Annotated in this window: 23 protein-coding genes and 1 pseudogene; 8 read left to right on the forward strand and 16 right to left on the reverse strand. The window is 66.6% G+C overall.

Annotation, left to right across the window (positions count from 1 at the left end; genetic code table 11):
* Window positions 1-162: 162 nt before the first annotated feature.
* From DW355_RS12840 to DW355_RS12885, 10 genes are all read right to left on the reverse strand, one after another.
* Window positions 163-1,338, reverse strand: a complete 1,176-nt coding sequence (locus tag DW355_RS12840) for an acetyl-CoA C-acyltransferase (protein WP_131280610.1) — start codon at window positions 1,336-1,338, stop codon at window positions 163-165.
* Between the two features lie 46 nt (window positions 1,339-1,384).
* Window positions 1,385-3,490 (reverse strand): 3-hydroxyacyl-CoA dehydrogenase NAD-binding domain-containing protein, encoded by a 2,106-nt coding sequence (locus tag DW355_RS12845; RefSeq protein WP_131280612.1) that lies wholly within the window; start codon window positions 3,488-3,490, stop codon window positions 1,385-1,387.
* Window positions 3,491-3,629: 139 nt separating this feature from the next.
* Window positions 3,630-5,870, reverse strand: coding sequence for a copper-transporting P-type ATPase (locus DW355_RS12850; protein WP_131280614.1), 2,241 nt, complete (start codon window positions 5,868-5,870; stop codon window positions 3,630-3,632).
* 5 nt (window positions 5,871-5,875) lie between these two features.
* A complete protein-coding gene (locus DW355_RS12855; protein WP_131280616.1) occupies window positions 5,876-6,364 on the reverse strand; it encodes a DUF411 domain-containing protein in 489 nt (162 codons plus the stop codon).
* A gap of 15 nt (window positions 6,365-6,379) precedes the next feature.
* Entirely contained in the window at window positions 6,380-6,934 is a 555-nt protein-coding gene (locus DW355_RS12860) for a cupredoxin domain-containing protein (protein ID WP_131280617.1), read from the reverse strand.
* 38 nt (window positions 6,935-6,972) lie between these two features.
* Entirely contained in the window at window positions 6,973-7,821 is an 849-nt protein-coding gene (locus tag DW355_RS12865) for a copper resistance protein B (protein WP_431733237.1), read from the reverse strand.
* A gap of 44 nt (window positions 7,822-7,865) precedes the next feature.
* Window positions 7,866-9,701, reverse strand: coding sequence for a copper resistance system multicopper oxidase (locus tag DW355_RS12870; RefSeq protein WP_207388141.1), 1,836 nt, complete (start codon window positions 9,699-9,701; stop codon window positions 7,866-7,868).
* Between the two features lie 80 nt (window positions 9,702-9,781).
* On the reverse strand, window positions 9,782-10,177 hold the full coding sequence (locus DW355_RS12875) for a hypothetical protein (RefSeq protein WP_131280621.1): 396 nt from the start codon (window positions 10,175-10,177) through the stop codon (window positions 9,782-9,784).
* 37 nt (window positions 10,178-10,214) lie between these two features.
* Window positions 10,215-10,859, reverse strand: a complete 645-nt coding sequence (locus DW355_RS12880) for a DUF1109 domain-containing protein (RefSeq protein WP_131280623.1) — start codon at window positions 10,857-10,859, stop codon at window positions 10,215-10,217.
* The gene (locus tag DW355_RS12885; RefSeq protein WP_131280625.1) at window positions 10,856-11,419 is read right to left on the reverse strand and encodes a sigma-70 family RNA polymerase sigma factor; all 564 of its coding nucleotides are present in this window, start codon (window positions 11,417-11,419) and stop codon (window positions 10,856-10,858) included. Before DW355_RS12885 ends, DW355_RS12880 begins: the two co-directional genes overlap by 4 nt.
* Before the next feature lie 307 nt (window positions 11,420-11,726).
* Between DW355_RS12885 and DW355_RS12890 the strand changes: the two genes are divergently transcribed.
* From DW355_RS12890 to DW355_RS12910, 5 genes are all read left to right on the forward strand, one after another.
* A complete protein-coding gene (locus tag DW355_RS12890) occupies window positions 11,727-12,020 on the forward strand; it encodes a BufA1 family periplasmic bufferin-type metallophore (protein WP_131280627.1) in 294 nt (97 codons plus the stop codon).
* 21 nt (window positions 12,021-12,041) lie between these two features.
* The gene (gene bufB, locus DW355_RS12895; RefSeq protein ID WP_131280628.1) at window positions 12,042-12,920 is read left to right on the forward strand and encodes an MNIO family bufferin maturase; all 879 of its coding nucleotides are present in this window, start codon (window positions 12,042-12,044) and stop codon (window positions 12,918-12,920) included.
* The gene (locus tag DW355_RS12900; RefSeq protein ID WP_207388022.1) at window positions 12,917-13,729 is read left to right on the forward strand and encodes an HvfC/BufC N-terminal domain-containing protein; all 813 of its coding nucleotides are present in this window, start codon (window positions 12,917-12,919) and stop codon (window positions 13,727-13,729) included. The genes bufB and DW355_RS12900 overlap by 4 nt, the downstream gene beginning before the upstream one ends.
* 31 nt (window positions 13,730-13,760) lie before the next feature.
* A complete protein-coding gene (locus tag DW355_RS12905) occupies window positions 13,761-14,276 on the forward strand; it encodes a DoxX family protein (RefSeq protein WP_131280630.1) in 516 nt (171 codons plus the stop codon).
* Window positions 14,277-14,366: 90 nt separating this feature from the next.
* Window positions 14,367-16,061 carry a methyl-accepting chemotaxis protein gene (locus DW355_RS12910; protein ID WP_131280631.1) on the forward strand — a complete coding sequence of 565 codons (1,695 nt, stop codon included), beginning with the start codon at window positions 14,367-14,369 and terminating at the stop codon, window positions 16,059-16,061.
* Here DW355_RS12910 and DW355_RS12915 read toward each other — a convergent pair.
* The 6 genes and pseudogenes from DW355_RS12915 to DW355_RS12940 all read right to left on the reverse strand — a co-directional run bounded on the left by DW355_RS12915 (window position 15,957) and on the right by DW355_RS12940 (window position 23,133).
* A complete protein-coding gene (locus DW355_RS12915) occupies window positions 15,957-16,658 on the reverse strand; it encodes an ABC transporter ATP-binding protein (protein WP_131282699.1) in 702 nt (233 codons plus the stop codon). The genes DW355_RS12910 and DW355_RS12915 overlap by 105 nt on opposite strands.
* Window positions 16,659-16,738: 80 nt before the next feature.
* Window positions 16,739-17,539 carry an ABC transporter ATP-binding protein gene (locus tag DW355_RS12920; RefSeq protein ID WP_131282701.1) on the reverse strand — a complete coding sequence of 267 codons (801 nt, stop codon included), beginning with the start codon at window positions 17,537-17,539 and terminating at the stop codon, window positions 16,739-16,741.
* A 5-nt stretch (window positions 17,540-17,544) separates the two neighbouring features.
* Window positions 17,545-18,852, reverse strand: coding sequence for a branched-chain amino acid ABC transporter permease (locus tag DW355_RS12925; RefSeq protein WP_131280633.1), 1,308 nt, complete (start codon window positions 18,850-18,852; stop codon window positions 17,545-17,547).
* 10 nt (window positions 18,853-18,862) lie between these two features.
* Complete coding sequence (locus DW355_RS12930) at window positions 18,863-19,918, reverse strand: branched-chain amino acid ABC transporter permease (protein ID WP_131280635.1); 1,056 nt, start codon at window positions 19,916-19,918, stop codon at window positions 18,863-18,865.
* Between the two features lie 107 nt (window positions 19,919-20,025).
* Window positions 20,026-21,288, reverse strand: coding sequence for a branched-chain amino acid ABC transporter substrate-binding protein (locus DW355_RS12935; protein ID WP_131280637.1), 1,263 nt, complete (start codon window positions 21,286-21,288; stop codon window positions 20,026-20,028).
* Between the two features lie 199 nt (window positions 21,289-21,487).
* Window positions 21,488-23,133, reverse strand: a pseudogene (locus DW355_RS12940) (3-(methylthio)propionyl-CoA ligase).
* A gap of 203 nt (window positions 23,134-23,336) precedes the next feature.
* Between DW355_RS12940 and DW355_RS12945 the strand changes: the two are divergent.
* The 3 genes from DW355_RS12945 to DW355_RS12955 are packed head-to-tail and all read left to right on the forward strand — an operon-like array spanning window position 23,337 to window position 24,724.
* Window positions 23,337-23,720, forward strand: coding sequence for an ArsR/SmtB family transcription factor (locus DW355_RS12945; protein WP_431733172.1), 384 nt, complete (start codon window positions 23,337-23,339; stop codon window positions 23,718-23,720).
* 17 nt (window positions 23,721-23,737) lie between these two features.
* A complete protein-coding gene (locus DW355_RS12950; protein WP_131280638.1) occupies window positions 23,738-24,208 on the forward strand; it encodes a GNAT family N-acetyltransferase in 471 nt (156 codons plus the stop codon).
* 33 nt (window positions 24,209-24,241) lie between these two features.
* Window positions 24,242-24,724, forward strand: a complete 483-nt coding sequence (locus DW355_RS12955; protein WP_131280640.1) for an ArsI/CadI family heavy metal resistance metalloenzyme — start codon at window positions 24,242-24,244, stop codon at window positions 24,722-24,724.
* Window positions 24,725-24,727 lie beyond the last annotated feature (3 nt).

The raw sequence follows: 24,727 nt of genomic DNA on the forward strand, positions 1-24,727 counted from the left end.
CGGTAGCACGCCATGTCGCTGGCCAGAGGATGTGCGGTGACTGGCGCAGTGAGGTAAAGGAGGAGCGGCACAGCCGCTCCGGGGGACACGAACGGAGTCAGTCACCGTGCGTCCTCTGGCTTGAAGTGATGCAGGCATGACACCCTCTCGCCTGCAAAAACCTCAAAGGACCTCGAACACCCCCGCCGCACCCATGCCGCCGCCAATGCACATGGTGACCAGCACTTTCTTCGCGCCCCGACGCTTGCCTTCGATCAGGGCGTGGCCGGTCAGGCGCTGGCCACTGACGCCGTAAGGATGGCCCACCGCGATGGCGCCACCATTGACGTTGAGGCGATCGGCCGGGATGCCCAGCTTGTCACGGCAATAGATCACCTGCACGGCGAAAGCTTCGTTCAGTTCCCAGAGGTCGATGTCGCTCACCTTGAGGCCCAGACGCTTCAGCACCTTGGGCACGGCAAAGACGGGGCCAATGCCCATTTCGTCGGGCTCGCAGCCCGCGACCGCGAAGCCGAGGAAACGGCCCAGGGGCTTGAGGCCCTTGCGGCTCGCGTAGTCTTCGTGGACCAGCACGCAGGCGCCCGCGCCATCTGAAAACTGGCTGGCGTTGCCCGCCGCGATCACACCGCCGGCAATGGCGGGCTTGATGCCGCTGATGCCGTCCTTGGTAGTGCCGGGACGGATGCCTTCGTCCTGGCTCACAGTGACCTGCTTGCTGATCATGCCCAGGGTCTTGTCGGCCACGCCCGCCGTGACCGTGATGGGCACGATCTCGTCGGTGAACTTGCCGGCCGCCAGCGCGGCCTCGGCCTTCTGCTGACTGGCCGCGCCGTATTCGTCCATGGCGTCGCGGCCGATCTGGTAGCGCTTGGCCACCTGCTCGGCCGTCTGCAGCATGTTCCAGTAAATCTCGGGCTTCTTCGCCTTCAGCGCGGGGTCGTGCAGCATGTGGACGTTGGCCTCGTTCTGCACGCAGGAAATGCTTTCCACGCCGCCGGCCACGTACACGTCGCCCTCGCCCGCGATGATGCGCTGCGCGGCCATGGCGATGGTCTGCAGGCCACTGGAACAGAAGCGATTGACCGTGACGCCGGACACCGTGACCGGCAGGCCCGCGGCCAGCGCGATCTGGCGCGCGATGTTGGAGCCGGTCGCGCCCTCGGGCGTGGCGCAGCCCATCAGCACGTCTTCGACGTCAGCGCCGTCGATGCCCGCGCGCGCGATGGCGTGCTGGACCGCGTGGCCGCCCAGGGTTGCGCCGTGGGTCATGTTGAAGGAACCGCGCCAGCTCTTCGCGAGCGGCGTGCGGGCGGTGGAAACGATGACAGCCTTGCTCATAACATCTTCCTCAGGGGGTGTACTTGCTCATCCGGCCAGGCCGGCCTCAGACATTGTTGAAGGTCTTGCCTTCGGCCACCAGTTTTTGCAGCAGAGGCGCCGGCTGCCAGAACTGGGCATCGTCCAGGGGATTCTTCGCGTAGCGCTTCATGCTCTCGGCCACGTTGAACAGGCCCACGGTGTCGGCGTACTGCATAGGACCGCCGCGCCACAGCGGGAAGCCGTAGCCCGTGAGGTAGACCATGTCGATGTCGCTGGCCTTGGACGCAATGCCCTCTTCCAGAATTTTTGCAGCTTCGTTGACCAGGGAATAGACCAGGCGCTCGACAATTTCCTGCTCGGAAATCTTGCGCGGCGTGATGCCGAGTTCCTTACGATGGTCCTCGATCATCTTGTGCACCAGCTCGCTGGGGATGGCGTCGCGCTTGCCGGGCTTGTAGTCGTACCAGCCCGCGCCGGTCTTCTGGCCGAAGCGGCCCAGCTCGCAGAGCTTGTCCGCCGTCTTGCTGTACTTCATGCCGGGTTTCTCGACGTAGCGGCGCTTGCGGATGGCCCAGCCAATGTCGTTGCCCGCCAGGTCGCCCATGCGGAAGGGGCCCATGGCGAAACCGAACTTCTCGATGGCCTTGTCCACCTGCTCGGGCGTCGCGCCTTCCTCCAGCAGGAAACCGGCCTGGCGGCTGTACTGCTCGATCATGCGGTTGCCGATGAAACCGTCCGTCACGCCCGACACCACGGCCGTCTTCTTGATGGTCTTGGCCAACGCCATCACGGTCGCCAGCACGTCCTTGCCGGTCTTCGCGCCGCGCACCACCTCCAGTAGCTTCATCACATTGGCCGGGCTGAAGAAATGCAGACCGACCACGTCCTGCGGACGCTTCGTGAAGGATGCGATCTTGTTGAGGTCCAGCGTGGACGTGTTGGAAGCGAGGATGGCCCCGGGCTTCATCATCGCGTCGAGCTTCTTGAAGACAGATTCCTTGACGCCCATCTCCTCGAACACGGCCTCAATCACCAGATCGGCGTTCTGGATGTCGTCGTAGCTCAGGGTCGTGCTCAGCAGAGCCATGCGTTGCTCGTATTTGTCTTGCTTGAGCTTGCCCTTGCCCACCTGAGCCTCGTAGTTCTTGCGGAGGGTGGCGATGCCACGGTCCAGCGCTTCCTGCTTGGTCTCCAGAACTTTCACCGGAATGCCCGCGTTCAAAAAGTTCATGGTGATGCCGCCGCCCATGGTGCCCGCGCCGATGACGGCCACGGTCTTGATCTCGCGTTTGGGCGTGTCGTCCGGCACATCGGCGATCTTGCTGGCGGCGCGCTCGGCCGCGAACACATGGCGCAGCGCGCGGCACTCGGGCGTCCACATCAGGTTGATGAAATGCTCGCGCTCGTAGGCGATGCCTTCATCGAACTTCTTCTTCGTGGCGACTTCCACCGCGTCCACGCACTTGAGCGGTGCGGGGAAGTTCTTGGCCATCGCGCCCACGGTGTTGCGCGCGAACTGGAAGTAGGCGTCACCCAGGGGGTGTTTCGCCGGCAGGTCACGCACCTTGGGCAAGGGGCGGACATCGGCTTTCTCACGGGCCAGCGCGATGGCTTCGTCCAGCAGCGTCTCGGCAGACTGGGCCATCTTGTCGAACAGCTTCTGGCCCGGCACCTGCAGCAGCATCTCGGCCGGCACCGGCTCGCCGCTGACCATCATGTTCAGTGCGGGTTCCACGCCCAGGGCGCGCGGCAGACGTTGCGTGCCGCCGGCGCCAGGGATCAGACCCAGCTTCACTTCCGGCAGGGCCACCTTGGTGCCCGGCGCGACGACGCGGTAGTGGCAGCCCAGGGGCAGTTCCAGACCACCGCCCATGGCGATGGTGTGCACGGCGGCCACCACGGGCTTGGCCGAATTCTCGGCCGAGGCGATCACGCTCAGCAGATTGGGTTCTTGCATCGCCTTGGGCGTGCCGAACTCGCGAATGTCCGCGCCGCCCGAGAAGGCGCGGCCGGCACCCGTGATCACGATGGCCTTGACCTTGGGGTCCGCGTTGGCACGTTCCAGGCCATCGGTCACGCCCTTGCGGGTCGCATGGCCCAGGCCGTTGACCGGCGGGTTGTTGAGGGTGATGACGGCCACATCGCCGCGCACTTCATAGTCAGCACTCATGCTTGCCTTCCTCTGTCGAATCGAAAATAGAACGACCGTTCGATAGCCGCCGATTGTAGGACGCAGGCAGGCGACTGGCTTGTCACTGCAGGGACAAAACGCGGGAACCCAAGGAATACCCTAGGTTCCCACCCTGCGCTCATTCGATCCGAGCCGTGCGCAGGCGCAGGGCGTTTGCGATGACACTCACCGAGGACAGGGCCATCGCCGCCGCCGCGACCACGGGCGAGAGCAGCAGGCCAAAGGCCGGGTACAGCACGCCCGCGGCCAGCGGGATACCTGCCACGTTGTAGGCGAAGCTCAGCACCAGGTTCTGCCGGATGTTGCGCATGGTCGCGCGCGAGAGCGCGCGTGCCCGCACGATGCCCATCAAATCGCCATGCAGCAGCGTGACGCCCGCGCTTTCCATGGCCACGTCGGTGCCCGTGGCCATGGCCAGGCCGATGTCCGCGGCGGCCAGGGCCGGCGCGTCGTTGACGCCGTCGCCCGCCATCGCCACCACCCGGCCCTGCGCCTTCAGGCGCCGCACCACCGCGACCTTGTCCTCGGGGAACACGTCGGCAATCACCTCGGCAATGCCGAGCTGGCGCCCCACCGCCTCGGCCGTGGTCTTGCCGTCGCCCGTCAGCATCACGACGCGAATGCCCGCAGTCTGGAGCGCCTGCAAGGCCCGCGGCGTCGTGGCCTTGACGGGATCGGCCACCGCGACGAAACCGGCCAGGCGACCGTCCACGCCCACGTAGATGGCGGTGGCCGCCTGGCGACGCTGCGCCTCCGCCAGCGTGGCCAGGCTGGCCGTATCGAGGCCCTGCTCGGCCAGGAACTTGGCGCTGCCCGAGACGATGCGCTGCCCGCCCACCGTGCCGACCACGCCCTTGCCCAGCGGCGAATCGAAGTCCGCCACGGGCAGCAGCGGCAGCTGACGCGCCTGCGCACCCGCCACGATGGCCAGGGCCAGGGGGTGCTCGCTGGCGCGCTCGACGCTGGCCAGTTTCTGCAGCACGTCCTCTGCCGTGAAACCCGGCGCGGCCTCGACATGCACGACCTCGGGCCGCCCCGCGGTCAGCGTGCCGGTCTTGTCCACCACCAGGGTGTCCACCTTCTCCATGCGCTCCAGCGCCTCGGCGTCGCGGATCAGCACGCCCTGCCGCGCGCCCCGCCCCACGCCAACCATGATGGACATGGGCGTGGCCAGGCCCAGCGCGCAGGGACAGGCGATGATGAGCACTGCCACCGCGTTGATGAGCGCATGGCTGAAAGCCGGCTCCGGCCCCCATAGCAGCCAGGCGGCGAAGGTCAGCATCGTGAGGCCGATCACCACCGGCACGAACCAGGCCGAGACCTGGTCCGCCATGCGCTGGATGGGCGCGCGGCTGCGCTGGGCCGCCGCGACCATGTGGACGATCTGCGCCAGCAAAGTGTCCGCCCCCACCTTCTCGGCCCGCAGCACGAAACCGCCGGTCTGGTTGAGCGTGCCCGCCGTTACCTTGGCACCCATGGCCTTGGCCACCGGCAGGGGCTCGCCCGTCACCATGGATTCGTCGACGTTGCCCTTGCCTTCGACGAGTTCACCGTCCACGGGCACTTTTTCGCCGGGGCGCACGCGCAACAGGTCGCCAACCTGGATGCCGTCCACGGGCACCGTTTCATCGCCGCCGTCGGGGCGCACCCTCAGGGCCGTCTTCGGGGCCAGGCCCAGCAGGACCTTGATGGCGCCGGAGGTTTTTTCACGCGCCCGCAGCTCCAGCACCTGACCCAGCAGCACCAGCACCGTGATGACGGCCGCCGCCTCGAAGTAGATGGCCACGGCGCCGTACCCGTCGCGCAAGGCGGGCGGGAACAGCCCGGGTGCCAGCGTCGCGACGATGCTGTAGAGCCAGGCCGCGCCCGTGCCCAGCGCGATCAGCGTGAACATATTGAGGCTGCGGTGCCTGACCGAGGCCGCCGCCCGCGCGAAGAAAGGCCAGCCGGTCCAGAGCACGACCGGCGTGGCCAGCACCAGTTGCACCCAGTTGGAGACACGCGGCGCGATGAACTGATGGAGATTGACCAGATGCCCGCCCATCTCCAGCGCGAACACCGGCAGCGTGAGCGCCAGCGCGATCCAGAACCTGCGCGTCATGTCGCGCAATTCGGGGCTGCCGGCGTCCTCCGGGCCGGCCAGCACCGGCTCCAGCGCCATGCCGCAGAGGGGGCAGTCGCCGGGCCCTGGCTGACGCACCTGGGGGTGCATGGGGCAGGTGTATTCGCCCGGCCGGGCCGGCGGTGCCGCGCTCGCGGCGGGCTGAGCCTGAGCTGGGGTGTCGCGTTGCGCATGGTCGGCATGGCCATGGTGCCCGTCGTGCCGGGCGTGGTGGTGGTCGTGATCGGATGCGGACATGGGTTTCACCGGTGGGACTGGAACACGGTCGCCGCGCCGCTGCGTTGCACCAGCAGCACATCGTAGGCGTCTTTGCGGCCGCCGTATTCGGGGCCATCCATGCCCGGCGACCCCACGGGCATGCCGGGCACAGCCAGGCCCAGGGCGGCGGGCCGCGCTCGCAGCAGACGGTGGATGTCACGCGCTGGCACATGCCCCTCGATGACGTAGCCCTGCACCAGGCCGGTGTGGCAGGAACCGAAGCTACCCGCCAGGCCGAGGCGGCGGCGGTAGTCGTTTTTCATGGCGTCGCTGACCTCATGGATCGTCACCGCGAAGCCTTCGGCCTCGAGGTGGCGCAGCCAGTCCTTGCAGCAGCCGCAGGTCGGCGTCTTCCAGACCTCGATCACCGGTCCGCCGGCCGTGGCGCCGGCGCTGTTACCGGCCGCAGCCGCTCCAGCCAGGGAAACTGCGGTCAGCAGCGCGGTACGGCTCAGAAAAGTGCGTCGTTGCATCGCGTGCTCCCGGGGTCACTGCGGCTGGACAGTGATGGTGCCCACCATGCCCGCTTCCTTGTGGCCAGGCACGAGGCAGGCGAAGGCAAAGGTGCCCGCCTTGTCGAAGGTCCAGACGATGCCACCGCGTTGCCCCGCCTTCAGGCTGATCTGGTTGGGCTCCGCGTGCTGCATGCCGGGCATGCGCTTCATCATCTCGGCGTGTTCGTCCAGTTCCGCGCGGGTGCCGATCACCATCTCGTGCACGAGCTGGCCCTGGTTGACGATGAAGAAGCGGATCGTCTCGCCCGCCTTGACCGTGATGTCGGCCGGTGTGAAGCGCATGCTGTCGTCCATCTGCAGTGGCACTGTGCGGGTGACCCGGGCCGGATCGCCGGGCCGGCCTGCTGCGTGGACCGGGGCCGAGCCCTGCGTGGCCATCGCACCGTGTGGCATGCCCGCCATCTCATGGGCGCCCGGCATGGCGCCCATGTCGTGGCCCGCGTGCGCGCCGTGGCTGCCTTGCGCCCAGACCAGGACCGGGGTGCAGAGCAGGACCACCAGGGTCTGCTTGAAAGTTTGCGTGTTCATGGAAAGTCCTTTGAAAAAAATGGGATGGATGGCTGACATCAGAACCAGAAGCGCAGACCGGCGACGGTGCGTGTCTCTCGCACAGGCGCGCCTGCCGCGCGCAGCAGATCGGCGGTTTCGCCGAAGTGCCCGGCCCATTCAGCGCCGACGTAAGGCGCCAACTGGCGCGAGAACTCGTAGCGCAAGCGCAGCCCTGCCGTAGCGCCCGACAGGCCCTGGCCGATGCCGTTGGCGGCATCGCGGCGGCCGTAGGCCTCGGCTTCCAGGCGCGGCTGCAGCACCAGCCGCTGGGCCAGCAGCAGTTCGTACTCGACGCTCAGGCCCAGGGCGGTCCGACCGCTTTCGCCCAGGTAGGCCGTGGCACCGATCTCGAACCAATACGGGGCCAAGCCATCGATGCCCACGGCCAGCCAGTCGCGCGCCTTGCCCGCGTCTGTCGTGTCGTGGCGCAGGCCAAGCTGTGTGTCCCAGTACGGGGCGACCGCTCGACTCCACAGCGCCTCGGTGCTGGAGGCCGCCAGCCGGCCATCCACCACCTCGCCCTCGGCCTTGAGCACCAGGCGAGCATGCTCATGGCCCCAGCGGGCCATGAGGTCGTAGACACCCGTGGCTGTGTCGTCACCCGCATCGCCGCGCACGACCTCCAGCCGGTCGACCAGGAACAGCCCATGGCTGTGTTCGTCGCCCATGACAAGGCTGCGTTCGGTTCCCAGCGCGTAAGGCCCGCTGGACAAGGTGGTGCCACCCGCGTAGGCATGCGGGTCACGCGCGTCGGCGGGAGCCGAACCACCCTGCCCCCGCATGTCGCCGTGATCCATGCCCAGCATGGTGGACTGGGCCGTCGCCAACGGGCTGGCCAACAGGGCAAGCAGCAACACACCGGGCATCAGAAATGGGAGGAGTCTGTATCTCTTCATCGTCCGTCCCTCCTTCACGCGACCACGACTTCGCGGAACATGCCGGCGTGCATGTGCAGCATCAGGTGGCAATGCCAGGCCCAGCGGCCGAGCGCATCCGCCGTGACGAGGAAACTGATGCGCTGCGCGGGCTGCACCGGCAGAGTGTGCTTGCGCGCCACGAAGCGTCCATCGGCGTCCTCCAGCTCGCTCCACAGGCCATGCAGGTGCATGGGGTGGGTCATCATGGTGTCGTTGTGGAGGATGACGCGCAGGCGTTCGCCATAGTTCAGGCGCACGGGAGTGGACTGACCAAAGGGCAAACCGTCCAGCGACCAGGTGTAGCGCTCCATGTGCCCAGTCAGGTGCAGCTCGATCTCGCGCTCGGGGCCGCGGGGGTCCAAGGGCCCGCCCATGGTGCGCAGATCGGCCAGGGTGAGCACCCGCCGGCCGTTGTCACGCAGGCCGACGCCGGGGTCGTCGAGGTTGGTACGCGCGCTGTCTACCCGCATGTCGGTGCTCGGGCCGTATTCGGTGCGCGCGTGGCGCGCGGCGGTGCTGGGACGGGCCAGCGCATCGGCGGCCATGACATGGCCTCCGTGAGCCCCATGGCCCGCATCTGCCATGCCCTGGTCGCCATGGTTCATGCCGGCGTGCCCCATGCCAGCCATCTCATCCTGCCCCATCGACCCGTGGTCCATTGAACCGTGGTCCATGCCGCCCATCATGTCCGTCATGCCCAGCCAGACGCGCCGGTCCAGGGTCGGCACCTCCGCCTGCAGGCCCGCGCGCACCGCCAGCGTGCCGCGCGCGTACCCCGTGCGCTCCATGGACTGCGCGAACACCGTGTAGGCCTCGTCGCGCGGCTGCACGAGGGCGTCATAGGTCTCACCGGGGCCGCACCGAAATTCGTCCACCGACACCGGTTCCACATCCACGCCGTCGGTCTGCACGATGGTGAGTTTCAAGCCCGGAATGCGCACGTCGTAGAAGGTATGCGCCGAGCCATTGATGAAGCGCAGGCGCACCCGTTCACCGGGACGGAACAGGCCGGTCCAGTTGCCTGCGGGTGTGTTGCCGTTCATCAGGTAGGTCAGCGTGTCGGCCGAGAGGTCGCCCAGGTCGGTGGGGCTCATGCGCATCTGATTCCACATGCGCCGCTTGTCGAGCGCGGCTTTCAGCCCCTCATCGGACACGTCGCGGAAGAAATCGACCACCGTGGGCTGATGGTGGTTGTAGTAGGCACTCTGCACCTTGAGTTTGTGCATGACCTGCATGAGGTCCTCATCCGTCCAATCCGACAGCAGCACGACGTGGTCCCGGTCGGCACGGATGCGTTCACCGCCGCGCGGCTCGACGACGATGGCCCCGTACATGCCCACGGCCTCCTGCATGTTGGAGTGCGAGTGGTACCAGTAGGTGCCGCTCTGCGCCACCTTGAAGCGGTAGGTGAAGGTGGCGCCGGGTGGGATGCCCGCGAAGCTGATGCCAGGCACGCCGTCCATCTGGTAGGGCAGGATGATGCCGTGCCAGTGGATGGAGGTGTCATCGCGCAGGCGGTTGCTGACGCGGATGGTCACCTCTTCGCCCTCGCGCCAACGCAAGGTGGGCGCGGGGATGGAGCCATTGATGGCCACGGCCAGGCGCGGCGTGCCGGTGTAGTTGACGGGCAGCTCGGCCACCTCGAGGTGGAATTCCGTGCCTCGCAGTTCCGGCGCGGCGCGCCCCACATCGGCGGCCAGGGCCCCGCGCAGCATGGGCGAGGAAGATGAAAAAGGCGACAGGCCAAGCAGCAGGCCGCCAGCGGCCAGGCCCTGCACGAAGCGTCGGCGCGTGTCAGGCGGCGCGGACGCGGGATGGTTCCATGGAATGTTCAAGACCAACTCCTGAGTTCAATACACGAGAGCCACCGCGCCACGGGGACGCGGCGGACGCACTTCGGGTAGGGAACTCAGGCGATGGGCGGCTTGTCGCCCGGCAGCGGGGTGGCGCTGAGGTCGACCGGCAGACGGGCCTGCGGCAAGGACGCATGCGCCCAGTCCGTGCCCAGTCCGCCCAAGGGCAGGGCCAGCGCCACCGTGTGGCACAACTGGCAGAACGCACAGGTCGCGCAGGAAGCGCCGTCCCCCTGCGCGTGTGACGGGTCATGGGCGACGCCGTGCGGCGACTCGGATGAGGCGCCCTGCACGCCTTGTCCGTGACCATGGCAGTCCTCCCCCATGACGGCGCTCGCCACCATGGGGTGCGCCGGCTGCGGCGCGGTCATCGTGGTTGCCATGGCCGCGCCCGCCCAGCCGCGCAAAGACAGCAGAACGAGCAGGACCAGCAGGAGGCAACGGCGTGGCATGTGGCGCATCATACGTCCACCGCGCAAACCCGCTGTTTCACCAGCGCAACAGGCGGGGACCGAGCAGCGCGCCCACCAGCGCGGGCAGCAACATGCCCAGCAGGTACCAGACGGCCCAGAAAGGCACGCCCATTTCGGGGCAGTGCAGGCAATAGGCCACCGTGGCCACCGAACCGGCCAGCAGGCCACCGATCGCCCCCGCGAGACGCGGCTGCGTCGGGGCCAAGCCCCGCATCGCCCACATCACGGCGAAGAAACCGGGCACCGACAGCAAAGCGATATTGAAAGGGCATTCCTTCCAGCTCAGACCCAGCAGCAGATCCAGGCGCTCGGGCGCGGGTGCCAGATACAGGACGATCAGGGCCGCGCCCCAGATCAGCAGCACCGGCGCGACCAAGGCGGCCCAGCCCGGAGCACCGACTGGTACGCCGGGGCGCGCCAGGCGCGCCGCCGCGACCAGGGCCCCCAGGGACAGCACCAGGGGAAAGGCCATCTTGATCCAGAACAGCGGTGCCGACAGCATGGCTTCGAGGTCGGGCCGCAGGCCGAAGCGCAGCAGCATCAACAGCACGGCACCCAGGCCGCCGACCAGCAAGGCCACGGCAAACCGCTTGGCCGCCACATGGCGGTCCACCGGGGCCACGCCTGCGGCCAGCATGGTGATCATGTCCTTGGTTTTCATAACTCGCCTCGTATCCTCGCCGCCAGGGCCTTCAGCCCGCGATGCACCCCGACCTTGACCGCCGACTGCGACAAACCGGTGATCCGCGCGGTCTCGGCCACCGACAGCCCCTGCAGCTTGACGTGCAGGATGGGCAGACGCTGCTTGTCGGGCAAGTCCTCCAGCAGCTTGACCAGGTCGCGCCGGGCCTCGCCTGCCTCGTCCTCGGCGGCGGCGAAAAGATCGGACTCCTCGTCCAGCGGCTCGTTCAGGGCTTCATGGCGCGCGCGGCCGCGCAGGAAGTCGGCCAGCTTGTAGCGCGCGATCGCATGCACCCAGGCCGTGAGCGGCTGCTCCGACCGGTAGGTGTGGCGTCCGTTGTGCACGGCAATGAGGATTTCCTGCACGATGTCCTCGACTTCATCCTGGAGGCGAAAGAGACGCTTGCGCAGAAACGCCCGCACATGGCGACTCAACTCATCCAGGAACGCATGGTAGGCAGCCGCGTCGCCCTCGAGGCCCCGCAGCAGCAGCCCCTTCAAGCGAACCTCGGCAAGCTCGACAGATGTCTTTCCTGTCATTCGTTCTGTGCGGCCTTGTGGTTACAGGGAGCGTGAAATATTTTTCCTTGCGCCGTCCCTTATGCCGCCCATTCTATTTCGCGCCCCCTGTCACCGACCAGGCCGAGACACCCGCGCTGGCCCAGGACCATGACCACACCTCTTTCCGTGCCGCCCGAATTCCGGGCAGCAAAAAAAAACGATCCGCCTGTAACCGCCACGGGTCAGGCAACGAATTAACCCTCGGATCGGCTGCGGACGTGACGCAAGCACGACGCGACGATCCCATGAACCTCACTTCTCTCAACCACGTCAAGGAATCGATACCATGAACGCACGCAATCTCGCCACCGTCGCCGTCTCTCTCTCCGCCCTGGTCGCGGGCGTCGCGCTGGCCCAGTCCTCGTCGCAGATGCCCGAGAAGAAAACAACCGCCATCGAGAAGTGCTACGGCGTCTCCAAGGCCGGCCAGAACGACTGCAAGGCCGGCGCCGGCACCACCTGCGCGGGCACGTCCAAGATGGACTACCAGGCCAATGCCTGGAAGAACGTGCCCGCCGGCACCTGCGCCACCATCAAGACCCCCAACGGCATGGGCTCGCTGATGCCGATGAAGTCCTGATCCACGCGCAGGCCCCACGTCATGACAGACAGCAAGGCGCTCGGTGCGGGCCTCGGCCTGAAACCGCAGCACTACGCGGACGCGCGCGACGCGTCCGACCCCGGCCTGTGGTTCGAGGTGCATCCCGAGAACTACCTGGTCGAGGGTGGTCCGCGCCTGGCCTGGCTGGAGGCCGTGCGGGCGCGGCATCCGCTGTCCTTGCATGGGGTCTCGCTCTCGCTGGCGGCGGACGCGCCGCCCGACCCCGCGCAGCTGGCGCGACTCGCGCACCTGGCCGCGCGGGTCCAGCCAGCGCTGGTGTCCGAACACCTGGCCTGGTCCACCTGGAACGGCCACTACCACCCTGATCTGCTGCCCTTCCCCCGCACCCACGCCGCCCTGGCGCGCATCGCCGGCAACGTCGCGCGGGTACAGGACGCGTTGGGCCGACGCATCGCCATCGAAAACCCCTCGCACTACCTGCGCATCGAAGGGCACGACTGGGGCGAAATCGATTTCCTGGCCGAGTTGGTGCGACGCAGCGGCTGCGGCTTGCTGCTGGACGTGAACAATGTGCAGGTCGGCGCCCACAACCTGGGCTATGACGCGATCGCTTACCTGGACGCCTTCCCCGCCGAGGCCGTGCTGGAAATCCACCTCGCAGGACACCGCCACGATGAAGGACAAACCGCCCGCGCAGTTGAGGACGACGGCACGGGAACGGCAAGCGTCTTGCTGATCGACAGCCACGACACACCCGTCGCCGAGTCCGTATGGGCTTTGTACGAGCGCCTGATCACGCGCATTGGCCCACGCCCCACGCTGATCGAACGCGACGACGCCATCCCGCCGTTCGCCGAATTGCTGGCCGAGGCGCGGCGGGCGGCGGACCTGCTGATGCCACAGGAACTCGCGGCATGAGGACCGATGCGTTCCACGGCGCGATGATCGGCGATGAACTGGCCCGCTTCCAGAACGACTTCCTGCTCGCGCTCTACCACCCTGATTCGGCCACGACCGCCCCAGCTACTGTGGCCGCGCTGGTGAGACAACCTGGTTTCGCGGTCTACCGCAACACCATCCTCAAGGGCTGCATCGACGCGCTGGAGGCCAACTTCCCGGTCGTGGCGCGTCTGGTCGGGTCGGCCTGGTTCCGCGCCGCTGCGCTGCCTTATGTGCGGGCCATGCCCCCGACCTCGGTCATGCTGATGGACTATGGCCTGGACTTTCCCGACTTCCTCGCCGACTTCGCGCCCGCGCGCGAACTGCCCTATCTCGCCGACGTCGCGCGGCTGGACCGGTGCTGGACCGAGGCGCACATGGCGGCCGACGCCCCGGCGCTGGACGCGGACAGCCTGGCGACGCTGACGGCCGAGGCCCTCGGCGAGCTGCACCTGTATCCGCATCCGGCCACGCGGTGGGCCTGGCACCCGGACCAGCCCATCTACGCCCTGTGGCACGCCAACCGCGAACAAGTGCCTCTGGACCCAGACCTGGCCTGGGTCGGCGACGGCGCCCTGCTGACGCGCACGGCTCACGACGGCGTGGTGCGCTGGCAGGCAGTCGGACCTGGGCTGTGCGCCTTCCTCGACGCCTGCGCCGCCCACCGAGCCTTGGCCGAAGCCGCGCAAGCGGCACTGCACGCCCAGCCCGATCTGGATTTGACCCGCCTGCTGGCCGATTTGATCGCCGCCGGCGCGCTGACGGTGACGGCAAGCACCGAGCGCTGAACCGACGCCCCCCCTCCGAAGGACACCCAACATGCCCACGCCCCAGGACTCCTCCCCAAGCGGTGCGCCGCTCAAGACCGCGGCCTCCGCAAGACAAACGTCCCTGACTGCAGCCCTGCGCGCGCGCTGGAACCGCGGTGCGGAGCAGCTTGAACGCTGGATCGGCCATGACCTGCTCGCGGTCCTGGGCCGCGTCGCCATGGCGGCCCTCTTCTTCCAGTCGGGCCGCACCAAGGTGACGGGCCTGCTCACTGTCAGCGAAGGCACCTACACACTGTTCCGCGAGGAGTACCGGCTGCCCTTGCTGCCCCCCGAGCTGGCCGCGCACCTTGCGGCCTATGCCGAGCACCTGTTCCCGCTGCTGCTGCTGCTGGGCCTGGCCACGCGCCTGTCGGCTCTGGCCCTGCTGGGCATGACCTTGGTGATCCAGGTCTTCGTCTACCCCGATGCCTGGCCCACCCACGTGTCCTGGGCCGGCCTGCTGCTCTACCTCGCCGCGCGCGGCGGTGGCGCGCTGTCTGTCGACCGCGCCCTGGGGCTGCGCTGAGCACCGGCACCTCGCCTTGTCCCCCAAGAACCCTCAGTCCTTTAACCCGTCACCGCGTCATGTCGTACGCAGAACAGGAAGCCTGCCGCCATGGTCCCCCGCTTGAAAATCCGCACCGGCCTCTGGCTGGTATTGGGCATTTTTTCCATGGCCCTCTGGGCCTCGGCCGGCCTGGCCTGGCTGGGCGCGCGCCAGGCCGCGCGCGACATCGATGCGACGACGCAGCTGGACCAGCGGATCCGCCCCCTGCACGAGACCGGCCGGCTGCTGCTGACGGCCCTGGTCGGCATGAACAACGCCTACATCAATCTGCAGCGCGGGGACCAGATCGCGGCCACCGATGAGGTACGCAAAGCCTCGGCCGCGGTCCAGGCCGCCGCAAAGGCCTTCGAGACCTACCGTGCTGCGGTGCCGCCCGACGACCTGCACGCGCGTCGAGCCGTGCAGGCCTACGAGCGCTATGCGCGGGTGCTGGGCCTGCGCGAGGAAGCGCTGTACGAAGTGTCTCTGGACCGTTACGTCGCCGCCAGTGGCGAGGCCGAGCAGGCCGACAAGGACTTCGATACTGCCCTGCGCGAAGCGATCGTCGAAGGCGAGGCGCAACGCGAGACGCTACGCCTTGAGTCCGAGGCACGCGCCACCCGCTCAGGCGGCATCGCTGTGGGGTTGTTCGGCCTGTCGCTGGCCATGGCCGCGCTCTGCCTCTGGTTCTTCCGCCAGCGCCTGCTCGGGCCGCTGAACCAGGCGGGTCAGCACTTCGACCGGATCGCGGCCGGTGACCTGGGTGGCACGGTGGCCGGCGCGCGACAGGACGAGATCGGCACGCTGCTGACCGCGCTGGACCGCATGCAGGGCGGGCTGGCCCGCACCGTGGCAAGCATCCGGCACGGCGCCTCGTCGGTGGACCAGGGCACCCGCGGCATCGCTGACGGCAACCTGGCCCTGTCGGCACGCACTGAGCAACAGGCGGCCGCGCTGGAACAGACGGCCGCCACGCTGGAAGAGCTGTCGGCCGCCGTGCGGCAGAACGCCGGGCAGACAAGCCAGACCCGCGACCTGGCCCGCGCCGCCTCGGACGAAGCCGCCCTGGGCGGTCAGGCCGTGGCCCGGATCACGGAGACCATGCAGCAGGTCTCGACCCATGCGCGGCGCATCGTGGACATCGTGGGCATCATCGATGGCATCGCCTTCCAGACCAATCTGCTGGCGCTCAATGCCGCGGTGGAGGCGGCCCGCGCGGGCCCTCAAGGCAAGGGCTTCGCCGTGGTGGCCGGCGAGGTGCGCTCGCTGGCGCAACGCAGCGCGCGGGCCGCGGCCGAGGTCAAGGACCTGATCGAACAATCCTCGGCCAGCGTGGCGCTGGGCGAAGGTCAGGCCAACGAAGCTGACCGCACGATGCGGCAGATCGTGAAGTCGGTCGAGCAACTGATGCAGACCCTGGATCAGGTCGCGCTGGCCACGGCCGAGCAGTCCGACGGCATTCAACAGGTCAGTCTGGCCGTCACCGAGATGGACCGCGCCACACAGGAAAACGCCGGCCTGGTCGAGCAGACCGCGCGCGCCGCCAAGGCGCTCAAGGCGCAGTCCGATCAGTTGGTGGAAACGGTCTCGGTGTTCCGTCTCTCGCCCGGCACGGCCGCGGACGAGGCAGCGCCCCCGTCGCCGGCCCAGGCTACGGGCTCAGACTTCCAGCCACTCCTTGCGCACCGCGCCGTTGGCGCGCAGCGCCTCGGGCGAGCCTTCGAACACGATGCTGCCGTGGCCCATCACGAGCACACGGTCTGAGATCGTCATCGCGATGGTGAGCTTTTGCTCGATCAGCAGCACCGACACGCCGCGCGCCTTCAGCGTCTGAAGGTATTGCCCCACCAGTTCGACAATCTTGGGCGCGAGGCCCTCGGTGGGCTCGTCGATGATGATGAGGTCCGGGTCACCCATCAGGGTGCGGCACAGCGTCAGCATCTGCTGCTCACCACCGGACAGCACCCCGCCGGGCGTGTGCTGGCGTTCCCGCAGGCGCGGGAACAGGGTGTACATGTCATCGTAGGACCAGCGACTGGCCCGGCCCGGCCCACTGCGCTTCACGCCCAGCATCAGATTCTGGTGCACCGTGAGATCGGGAAAGATGTCGCGGTTCTCCGGCACGTAACCCAGGCCCAGGTGCGCGACTTCGTAGGCCTTGCGGCCCTGGAAAGCGCGCTCCCGCCAACGCAGATCGCCCGTGCAGTCCACCAGGCCCATGATGGCCTTGGCGGTGGTCGAGCGGCCTGAGCCATTGCGCCCGAGCAGGGCCACGATCTCGCCTTCGCCCACCGCGAAGTTCACACCGTGCAGCACATGGCTCTTGCCGTAATAGGCATGCAGGTTACGGACCTGCAGCAGCGGATTCTTCAATGCGCTCATGGCGTCATCTCCGTGCTGCGCGCTGCGATGCAGAGCGCCTTCGGGCAGTCGCGCGGCGCTCATGGCCTGGCCTCCGCCTGCGCATCTGCAACCACCGAGCCCAGATACGCCTCCTGCACGCGCGCGTTGGCGCGCACGGCCTCGGGGGTGTCAAAGGCCAGCAACTCGCCGTAGACCACCACGGCAATCCTGTCGGCCAGGCCGAAAACCACGCCCATGTCATGCTCCACGGTCAGCAGGGTCTTGCCCTCGGTCACCTCGCGGATCAGTCCGATGAAGCGCGTGGTCTCGCTCTGGCTCATGCCGGCGGTCGGCTCGTCGAGCAGGATGACCTCGGCCCCGCCCGCGATGGTGATGCCGATCTCCAGCGCGCGCTGCTCGGCATAGGTGAGGTTCACGGCCAGCGTGTCGCGCCGCCGGTCCAGCCGGATCATGGTCATCAGCTCCGTCACGCGCGCGTTCACGTCGTGCAGGCCGACCAGAAAGCGCCAGAAGGTGTAGCGGTAGCCCAGGCTCCAGAGCACCGCGCAGCGCAGGTTTTCCATCACGCTGAGCTTGGGGAAGATGTTGGTGATCTGGAAGCTGCGCGCCAGGCCCTTGCGGTAGATCTCGTAAGGGCGCAGGCCGTCGATGCGCTGGCCCTTGAGCAGGATCTCGCCCGAGCTCGGTCCGAAGCGCCCGCTGATCAGATTGAACAGCGTGGACTTGCCGGCGCCGTTGGGGCCGATCACGGCCACGCGCTCGCCCTGTTGCACCGTCAGGTCAATGCCACGGATGATCTCGGACTTGCCAAAACGCTTGGTGACGCCCCGGAGTTCCAGGGCGCTCACGGGAGGCGCGGAATTCATGGCCATGGTCATGGTGCTCACAGCCCTTCCCTGTGCTTGATGATGCGCTCGATGCGGGACTGCACCTCGCCCCAGCGGCGCACATAGTGGCGGCGCGTCCACTCGAACCATGCCAGGCCCGCCACGGTGAACCCGAGCGCGCCAAGCCACGTTGCAGGCCGATGCACATCCAGCATCAGGCCCATGAACGCCACCTCCGAGCCGAGGGTCACGTTGAGTTGCCGGTGGTAGACCATCTCGATCAGCACTGCGGCACCCAGCAACGCGAACGCGCCGCTCAACATCAGGCCCAGCGTGCTTTTCGCGATGCGCCCCCAGAAACCGAATTTCGCCACGCGCAGGTTCATCAGAATGAGGCTGGCCACGCCACCCGGCGCGTACATGACCATGAACAGAAAGATCAGACCCAGATAGAGCAACCAGGCCTTGGTCAGCTCCGACAGCATCACGGAGGCCAGCACCAGCAGCACCCCGCCGATGATCGGACCGAAAAACACCGTGGCACCGCCCAGGAAGGTGAAGAGCAGGTAGCCGCCCGAGCGCAGCGGCCCCACCACCTCGGCCGTGACGATCTCGAACAGGATGGCGCCCAGGCCACCTGCAATGCCCGCGAAGAAGCCCGCGACCATGAAGGCCAGGTAGCGCACGCGCTGCGTGCTGTAGCCGATGAACTCCACGCGTTCGGGGTTGTCCCGCACGGCATTGAGAATGCGCCCCAGCGGCGTGCGCGTGAAGGCGTACATCAGCGCGACGCAGACAAAGGTGTAGACCGCGATCAGGTAGTACACCTGCACGCCGGAGCCATAGCTGATCCCCTTGTCAAAGATGCCCTGCAGCACCGGCTTGCCTACCACCCGATTGGCCGTGACGCCCGCCTCGCCGCCGAAGAACTCCGAGAACATCAGGGACATGGCGAACACCAGCTCGGCCATGCCCAGGGTGATCATGGCGAAGGACGTGCCTGCTTTCTTGGTCGTGACGAAGCCAAAAAGAAAGGCGAAGAACAGACCAGCCAGACCGCCCACCAGCGGCAGCAGGCTGACCGGCACGAAAGGACTGCCCGCCTTGGCCAGGCCGCTCATCATGTTGAGCGCGTGGATGGTCATGTAAGCGCCCAGGCCCGAGTAGACCGCGTGGCCGAAACTCAGCATGCCGCCCTGCCCCAGCAGCATGTTGTAGGACAGGCAGGCGATGATGGCGACGCCCATCTGAGACAGCAGGCTGACCGCGAGGCTGCTGGTGAACAGCCGCGGCATGGTCAGCAGCATCAGGGCGAACAGACTCCAGATGAGCCAGCGCCCCCAGTTGAAGGATAGTGGGGTCATGGTGTTGTCCTCATTCTTCGCGCGTGCCCAGCAGGCCCTTGGGCCTGAAGATGAGGATCAGCACCAGGAACAGGTAGGGCAGGATGGGCGCCACCTGCGCCAGCGTGAGCTTGAGGATGGAATTGTTGCGTGCCGTCGCGCTCAATTCCAGGCCCAGCGCATGGAACAGATGGACGAGCGAGTAATCAAAAGCCACCGCGAAGGTCTGGATCACGCCGATCAGCACGGAGGCCAGGAAGGCCCCAGAGAGCGAACCCAGGCCCCCCACCACCACCACCACGAAAATCACCGAACCGACCGTGGCGGCCATGGCGGGTTCTGTCACGAAGGTGCTGCCACCAATGACCCCGGCCAGCCCGGCCAGCGCCGCGCCCGCGCCGAAGACCAGCATGAAGACACGTGGCACGTTGTGGCCCAGGGCCTGCGCCATCTCGGGATGGCTGAGTGAGGCGCGGATGACAAGGCCGATGCGACTCTTGGTCAGCATGAGCCAAAGCGCCACCAGCATGAACAGGGCTACCAGCATCATGAAGCCACGCGTGGCCGGGAACGGCGAGCACACCACACTGGATGCCGCCGCGCAGAGCTCGGCGGGCGCGCGGCCCCAGACCAGGTGCATGCCACCCTCAAGACCATCCCCGCCCGCGCCGCCGCCGAGTTGATGCACCAGCGTGAAGGCCGGGCCCTGCAGCAATTCCGGCGGTCGGAATTCCAGCGGCAAGCGACCCCAGACCAGTTGCACGAGTTCCAGGATGATGTAGGACAACCCAAAGGTGATCAACAGCTCGGGCACGTGCCCATAGGCGTGCACCTTGCGCAGTGCCAGTCGCTCGAACAGGGCACCCAGCATGCCGACGAGCAAGGGCGCGACGATCAGGCCCAGCCAGAAGCCCGTGAAATCCCGGGCCACGGTGTAGCCCAGATAGGCGCCCAGCATGTAGAAGCTCGCGTGGGCGAAATTGAGCACGCCCATCATGCTGAAGATCAGCGTGAGGCCGGAACTGAGCATGAACAGCAGCAGCCCGTAGCTCAAGCCGTTGAGCATGGAGATGAGGAAGAACTCCATCGCGTCCTGAATCGGTGAATCAACAAAACCGCCAGTTGCCGGCGAAAAAAGGGCCCGATCCCACCTAGGCAAGACCGGGCCCGCGAACCCATCAGACTATCATCGCATCACGGGCGCTGCATCTGGCACACCGTGGGCGTGCTGGTCTGGGCCGAGGTGAACTCGCGCACCGGCGCGAAGGTCATGTCCGTGGACTCCGTGGTGTATTTGTACTTCTTGTCTGCCTTTTGCCAGACCGAGATGAACAAGGGTTGCTGGAGCTGGTGGTCGGTGGCGCGCATTTCGACGTCGCCGTTGTAGCTCTTGAACTTCAGGCCTTCGAGCGCCTTGGCCACCTTCACCGGGTCGGTGGACTTGGCCTTGGCCATGGCCTCGCCCAACGCGCGGAAGATGTGATAGACCGAGCCCGTGTAGTAGTCATCCTTGAACTTGTCCTTGTACTCCTGCTGCCACTTCTCGTAGTCGCCACCCATGTAGTAGGTGTTGTAGGAGACTTGGTAGACCTTGCCCGCGCCGCCACTGCCCAGAGCCGTGGGCGTGCCGGTCACGCCGGCGTAGTAGGTGTAGAACTTGCCGTTGTAGCCACCTTCGATCGCGGCCTTGACCAGCAAGGCCAGGTCCGAACCCCAGTTGCCGGTGATCACGGTGTCGGCACCCGATGCCTTGATCTTGGCGATGTAGGGCGAGAAATCGCGCACCTGGGCCAGCGGGGTCAGGTCCTCGCCCACGATCTGCACGTCGGGCCGCTTCTCGGCCAGCAGGTCCTTGGCGTACTTGGCCACCTGATGCCCGTGGGCGTAGTTCTGGTTCATCAGGTAGACCTTCTTCACATCCTTCTGGTCCTTGATGAAACTGGTCATCGCGCCCATCTTCATGGAGGTGTCGGCGTCGAAGCGGAAGTGCCAGTAATTGCACTTGACACCGGTGAGGTCGGGGTCGATGGCCGAGTGGTTGAGGAACACGACCTCCTGGCCGGGATTGCGCTCGTTGTGCTTGGCGATCGCGTCGATCAGGGCCACCGCGACCGAGGTGCCATTGCCCTGCGTGACGTAGCGCACACCCTGGTCAATGGCGGCCTTGAGCTGGTTCACGCTCTCTTGCGGGCTGAGCTTGTTGTCCAGGCCGATCACTTCAAATTTCACGCCGGCCGGATTACCCGCGCCGCTGAACTTCTCGCCGAAAAACTGAAAACTGCGCAACTGGTTGCTGCCCACCGGCGCCATCAGGCCGGACAGCGGGTCGATCCAGGCGATCTTGACGGTCTGACCCTGGGTCTGCGCCGAGGCCGTTGATATTCCCAGACTGGCCAGCAGCACGGCCGTAGCCGCGAAACCGCCGAGCGCCGAGCCGAGTTTGTACATACGCTTCATGGTTGTCTCCTGTTCGTGGATGTCGTCCCCGTGACGGGGGCTTGCCTGCGAGGCCTGCACGGCCTTTTTGTTTTTTCCGAACCCAACTCAGCGTAACAAGCCCGGGCACATGCGCGCTCTAGGGAATGCCCGTAACAGGGTCTGGGCGCGTCACCCAAGTGACGCCAGGTGACGGGCGCGCGGGGGCTGCACAATCAGGTCAAAGACCCGGCAACTTGTAGTCTTTCAGTTGCTCACGCAGGCGGGTCTTGAGCATCTTGCCGGTGGCGCCCAGGGGAATCACCTCCACGAAGACCACGTCGTCGGGAATCTGCCATTTCGCCACGGTCTTGCCAGCGTAGAACTCGAGCAAGGCCTCGCGCGTGAGCTCCATGCCTGGCTTCCTGACCACGACAACCACGGGGCGTTCGTCCCACTTCGGGTGTTTCATGCCCACGCAGGCGGCCAGGGCCACCGCCGGATGGGCCATGGCGATGTTCTCGATGTCGATGGAGCTGATCCACTCGCCGCCGGACTTGATCACGTCCTTGCTGCGGTCCGTGATCTGCATGTAGCCATCGGCATCAATGGTCGCCACGTCCCCCGTGGGGAACCAACTGCGACCTTCGGCATCCTGGACCAGGGGATTTCCCCCTCGCCCTTGAAATACCCGCGCACCACCCAGGGTCCGCGCACCAGGAGGTCGCCATAGCTCTTGCCGTCCCAGGGCAGGTCCTGACCGTCACCGCCCACGATCTTCATGTCCATGCCGAAGATGGTGCGGCCTTGCTTGAGTCGGATCTTCTTCTGCGCTTCGGCGGGCATGGCCAGGTGCTTGTTCTTGAGCGTGCACAGCGTGCCCAGCGGCGACATTTCCGTCATGCCCCAGGCATGCAGCACCTCGACGCCGAACTCGTCGCGGAAGGTGTCGATCATCGCGGGCGGGCAGGCGGCGCCGCCGATCACCGTGCGCTTGAAACTGCTGAATTTGAGCTGGTTTGTCTTGACGTGACCCAGCAGCATCTGCCAGATGGTGGGCACGCCGGCGGCATAGGTCACCCCCTCCGATTCCATCAGCTCATAAAGCGATTTGCCGTCCAGCGCAGGCCCGGGCAGCACCAGCTTGCAACCTGTGAGCGCGGCCGAATACGGGATGCCCCAGGCGTTGACGTGGAACATGGGCACCACAGGCAACACGCTGTCGCGCGCGCTCATGCACATCACATCCGGCAGCGCCGCCGCGTAGGCGTGCAGGATGGTCGACTTGTGGCTATAGAGCGCACCCTTAGGGTTGCCCGTGGTGCCACTGGTGTAGCAGATGCTCGAAGCCGTGTTTTCGTCGAGTTCGGGCCAGCGGTAGGCCGTGGCTTGCTTGCCGATCCATGCCTCGTAGCTCTGAAGATTGGGAATGCCGCTGTCCTTCGGCAATTTGTCCGCGTCGCACAAGGCAATCCAGCGCTTGACCGTCGGGCACTTGGCGTGCACAGCCTGGATCAAGGGCAGGAAAGTCAGGTCGAAGCACAGCACCTGGTCTTCGGCGTGGTTGACGATCCAGGCGATCTGCTCGGGGTGCAAGCGCGGATTGATGGTGTGCAGCACGCGACCGGAACCGCTGACACCGAAGTACAGCTCCAGATGACGGTAGCCGTTCCAGGCCAGGGTACCCACGCGGTCGCCAAGCTGGAGATGGGCGGCGTCCAGGGTACCGGCCAACTGGCGCGAACGCCGTGCCACATCGGCCCAGGTGTAGCGATGGATGTCGCCTTCCACGCGGCGGGAGACGATCTCACCATCGCCGTGGTGGCGCTCCGCGAAGTCGATGAGGGAAGAAATCAGCAAAGGCTGGGTCTGCATCAATCCAAGCATGGACGGTCTCCTGTTCTTGTGGTCCCAAGGTTGCGCGCGAGTATCCCGCAAGCCCATGCTGCCGCCACATGGGGAAACACCCGGGCCGGTCTCTCGTGGGACAAACGAGACGAATCCCGCCGCCTGAGGCGAGGTGACAAGGTCACCAAGGTCATGTTCCGCAAATCGCTTTTTCGTTTCAATAATTCAAGTATCATTGAAATATGAAAAAGGAAAAAGCAGCCAGCCTGATCGCCGAAGACGAGGCCGTCGCCGCCCTGTCTGCGTTGGCGCAAGCCCAGCGCCTACGTGTCTTCCGCGCCCTGGTCGTGGCCGGACCGCAAGGCCTGACCCCCGGCGTGCTGTCTGTACAGCTGGATGTCGCGCCCAGTGGCCTCTCTTTCCACCTCAAGGCCTTGCTGCACGCAGGCCTGATCAGCAGCGAACCCGATGGACGACACCTGGTCTACCGCGCCGATTTCCCGCGCATGAATGGCCTGCTGGACTACCTGACCGAGCACTGCTGCCAGGGTGCAGCCTGCGATGTCGCCCCGGCGGGCAAAGCCGCGCCCACCTCGAAAGGCGGGCGCAAGACCGTCTGCTGCTGAGCCAGTCCAAGAAGAACATGCCCGCTCCGACCCCCCCGCCGCTGCCGTTGACGGCGCAAGACCACCCCGCCGTCCAGGCCATGCTGGCCCAGGCCCACCTGCCTTTCGAAGACCTGTCGCCTGCGGCCATGCCCCTGTTCCTGGGTGTCCGCGACCCAGGACCCTCGCATGACGGCGCCCCTGGCAATCTGATCGCCATCGCCGGCCTGGAGGTGCATGGCGACGACGGCCTGCTGCGCTCCCTGCTCGTGTTGCCGGAGCAGCGTGGACGCGGCCTGGCACGCGAACTCGTGCGCGCCCAGGAGGCCCAGGCAAACCGCCTCGGGCTGCGCCGTCTGGTGCTGCTGACCGAAACCGCTGCCGATTTCTTTCGCGCACTGGACTACCAGGACACCGACCGCGCCACGCTGTCGCCCCGTCTGCAGGCCTCGCCCCAGTTCCAGCAACTCTGCCCTGCCTCGGCGCGCTGCCTGTCCAAATCGCTCTGAGACCCACCCGTTCCCTCTACACCAGGAGCCCCCATGAAACGCTTTCACGTCCACCTGCACGTCCAGGACCTGAACCAGAACGTCACCTTCTACAGCGCCCTCTTCGGGCTGGCGCCGGCTCGCACGGAAAGCGATTACGCCAAGTGGATGCTGCAGGATCCGCCGGTCAATTTCGCCATTTCCACGCGGGGCGCGCAGACAGGGTTGGATCACCTGGGTTTCCAGGTCGAATCGGACGAGGAACTGCGCGCGCTCAAGTCCCGGGCTGAACAGGCCGAGCTGGCGCTGCGCGATGAAGGTGAAACCACCTGCTGCTATACCCGCAGCAACAAGTACTGGCTGACCGATCCGCAGGGCCTGGCCTGGGAGCAGTTCCACACGCTGGACCACATCCCCACATTCAGCGCGACAGCCGATACCAACGCCGCCATCGCCTGCTGCCCGCCCGCGGCCAAGGCCGCGCCACGCGGCAAACCCGTGGGCATCGCGGTCAAGTCCACCTCGTCCTGCTGCTGAGGT

It is taken from the genome of Hylemonella gracilis (assembly GCF_004328645.1).
Classification (GTDB): Bacteria; Pseudomonadota; Gammaproteobacteria; order Burkholderiales; family Burkholderiaceae_C; genus Hylemonella; species Hylemonella gracilis_B.

What these genes read in the sequence shown, in the direction of transcription:
- DW355_RS12885 (WP_131280625.1), bottom strand. Translation starts at nt 11,419, where the DNA reads ATGACAGGAAAGACATCTGTCGAGCTTGCCGAGGTTCGCTTGAAGGGG.
- DW355_RS12900 (WP_207388022.1), top strand. Translation starts at nt 12,917, where the DNA reads ATGAGGACCGATGCGTTCCACGGCGCGATGATCGGCGATGAACTGGCC.
- DW355_RS12855 (WP_131280616.1), bottom strand. Translation starts at nt 6,364, where the DNA reads ATGCAACGACGCACTTTTCTGAGCCGTACCGCGCTGCTGACCGCAGTT.
- DW355_RS12930 (WP_131280635.1), bottom strand. Translation starts at nt 19,918, where the DNA reads ATGGAGTTCTTCCTCATCTCCATGCTCAACGGCTTGAGCTACGGGCTG.
- DW355_RS12925 (WP_131280633.1), bottom strand. Translation starts at nt 18,852, where the DNA reads ATGACCCCACTATCCTTCAACTGGGGGCGCTGGCTCATCTGGAGTCTG.
- DW355_RS12955 (WP_131280640.1), top strand. Translation starts at nt 24,242, where the DNA reads ATGAAACGCTTTCACGTCCACCTGCACGTCCAGGACCTGAACCAGAAC.
- DW355_RS12880 (WP_131280623.1), bottom strand. Translation starts at nt 10,859, where the DNA reads ATGAAAACCAAGGACATGATCACCATGCTGGCCGCAGGCGTGGCCCCG.
- DW355_RS12875 (WP_131280621.1), bottom strand. Translation starts at nt 10,177, where the DNA reads ATGCCACGCCGTTGCCTCCTGCTGGTCCTGCTCGTTCTGCTGTCTTTG.
- DW355_RS12840 (WP_131280610.1), bottom strand. Translation starts at nt 1,338, where the DNA reads ATGAGCAAGGCTGTCATCGTTTCCACCGCCCGCACGCCGCTCGCGAAG.
- DW355_RS12935 (WP_131280637.1), bottom strand. Translation starts at nt 21,288, where the DNA reads ATGAAGCGTATGTACAAACTCGGCTCGGCGCTCGGCGGTTTCGCGGCT.
- DW355_RS12905 (WP_131280630.1), top strand. Translation starts at nt 13,761, where the DNA reads ATGCCCACGCCCCAGGACTCCTCCCCAAGCGGTGCGCCGCTCAAGACC.
- bufB (WP_131280628.1), top strand. Translation starts at nt 12,042, where the DNA reads ATGACAGACAGCAAGGCGCTCGGTGCGGGCCTCGGCCTGAAACCGCAG.
- DW355_RS12950 (WP_131280638.1), top strand. Translation starts at nt 23,738, where the DNA reads ATGCCCGCTCCGACCCCCCCGCCGCTGCCGTTGACGGCGCAAGACCAC.
- DW355_RS12845 (WP_131280612.1), bottom strand. Translation starts at nt 3,490, where the DNA reads ATGAGTGCTGACTATGAAGTGCGCGGCGATGTGGCCGTCATCACCCTC.
- DW355_RS12860 (WP_131280617.1), bottom strand. Translation starts at nt 6,934, where the DNA reads ATGAACACGCAAACTTTCAAGCAGACCCTGGTGGTCCTGCTCTGCACC.
- DW355_RS12865 (WP_431733237.1), bottom strand. Translation starts at nt 7,821, where the DNA reads ATGCCCGGTGTGTTGCTGCTTGCCCTGTTGGCCAGCCCGTTGGCGACG.
- DW355_RS12890 (WP_131280627.1), top strand. Translation starts at nt 11,727, where the DNA reads ATGAACGCACGCAATCTCGCCACCGTCGCCGTCTCTCTCTCCGCCCTG.
- DW355_RS12945 (WP_431733172.1), top strand. Translation starts at nt 23,337, where the DNA reads ATGAAAAAGGAAAAAGCAGCCAGCCTGATCGCCGAAGACGAGGCCGTC.
- DW355_RS12920 (WP_131282701.1), bottom strand. Translation starts at nt 17,539, where the DNA reads ATGACCATGGCCATGAATTCCGCGCCTCCCGTGAGCGCCCTGGAACTC.
- DW355_RS12850 (WP_131280614.1), bottom strand. Translation starts at nt 5,870, where the DNA reads ATGTCCGCATCCGATCACGACCACCACCACGCCCGGCACGACGGGCAC.
- DW355_RS12910 (WP_131280631.1), top strand. Translation starts at nt 14,367, where the DNA reads ATGGTCCCCCGCTTGAAAATCCGCACCGGCCTCTGGCTGGTATTGGGC.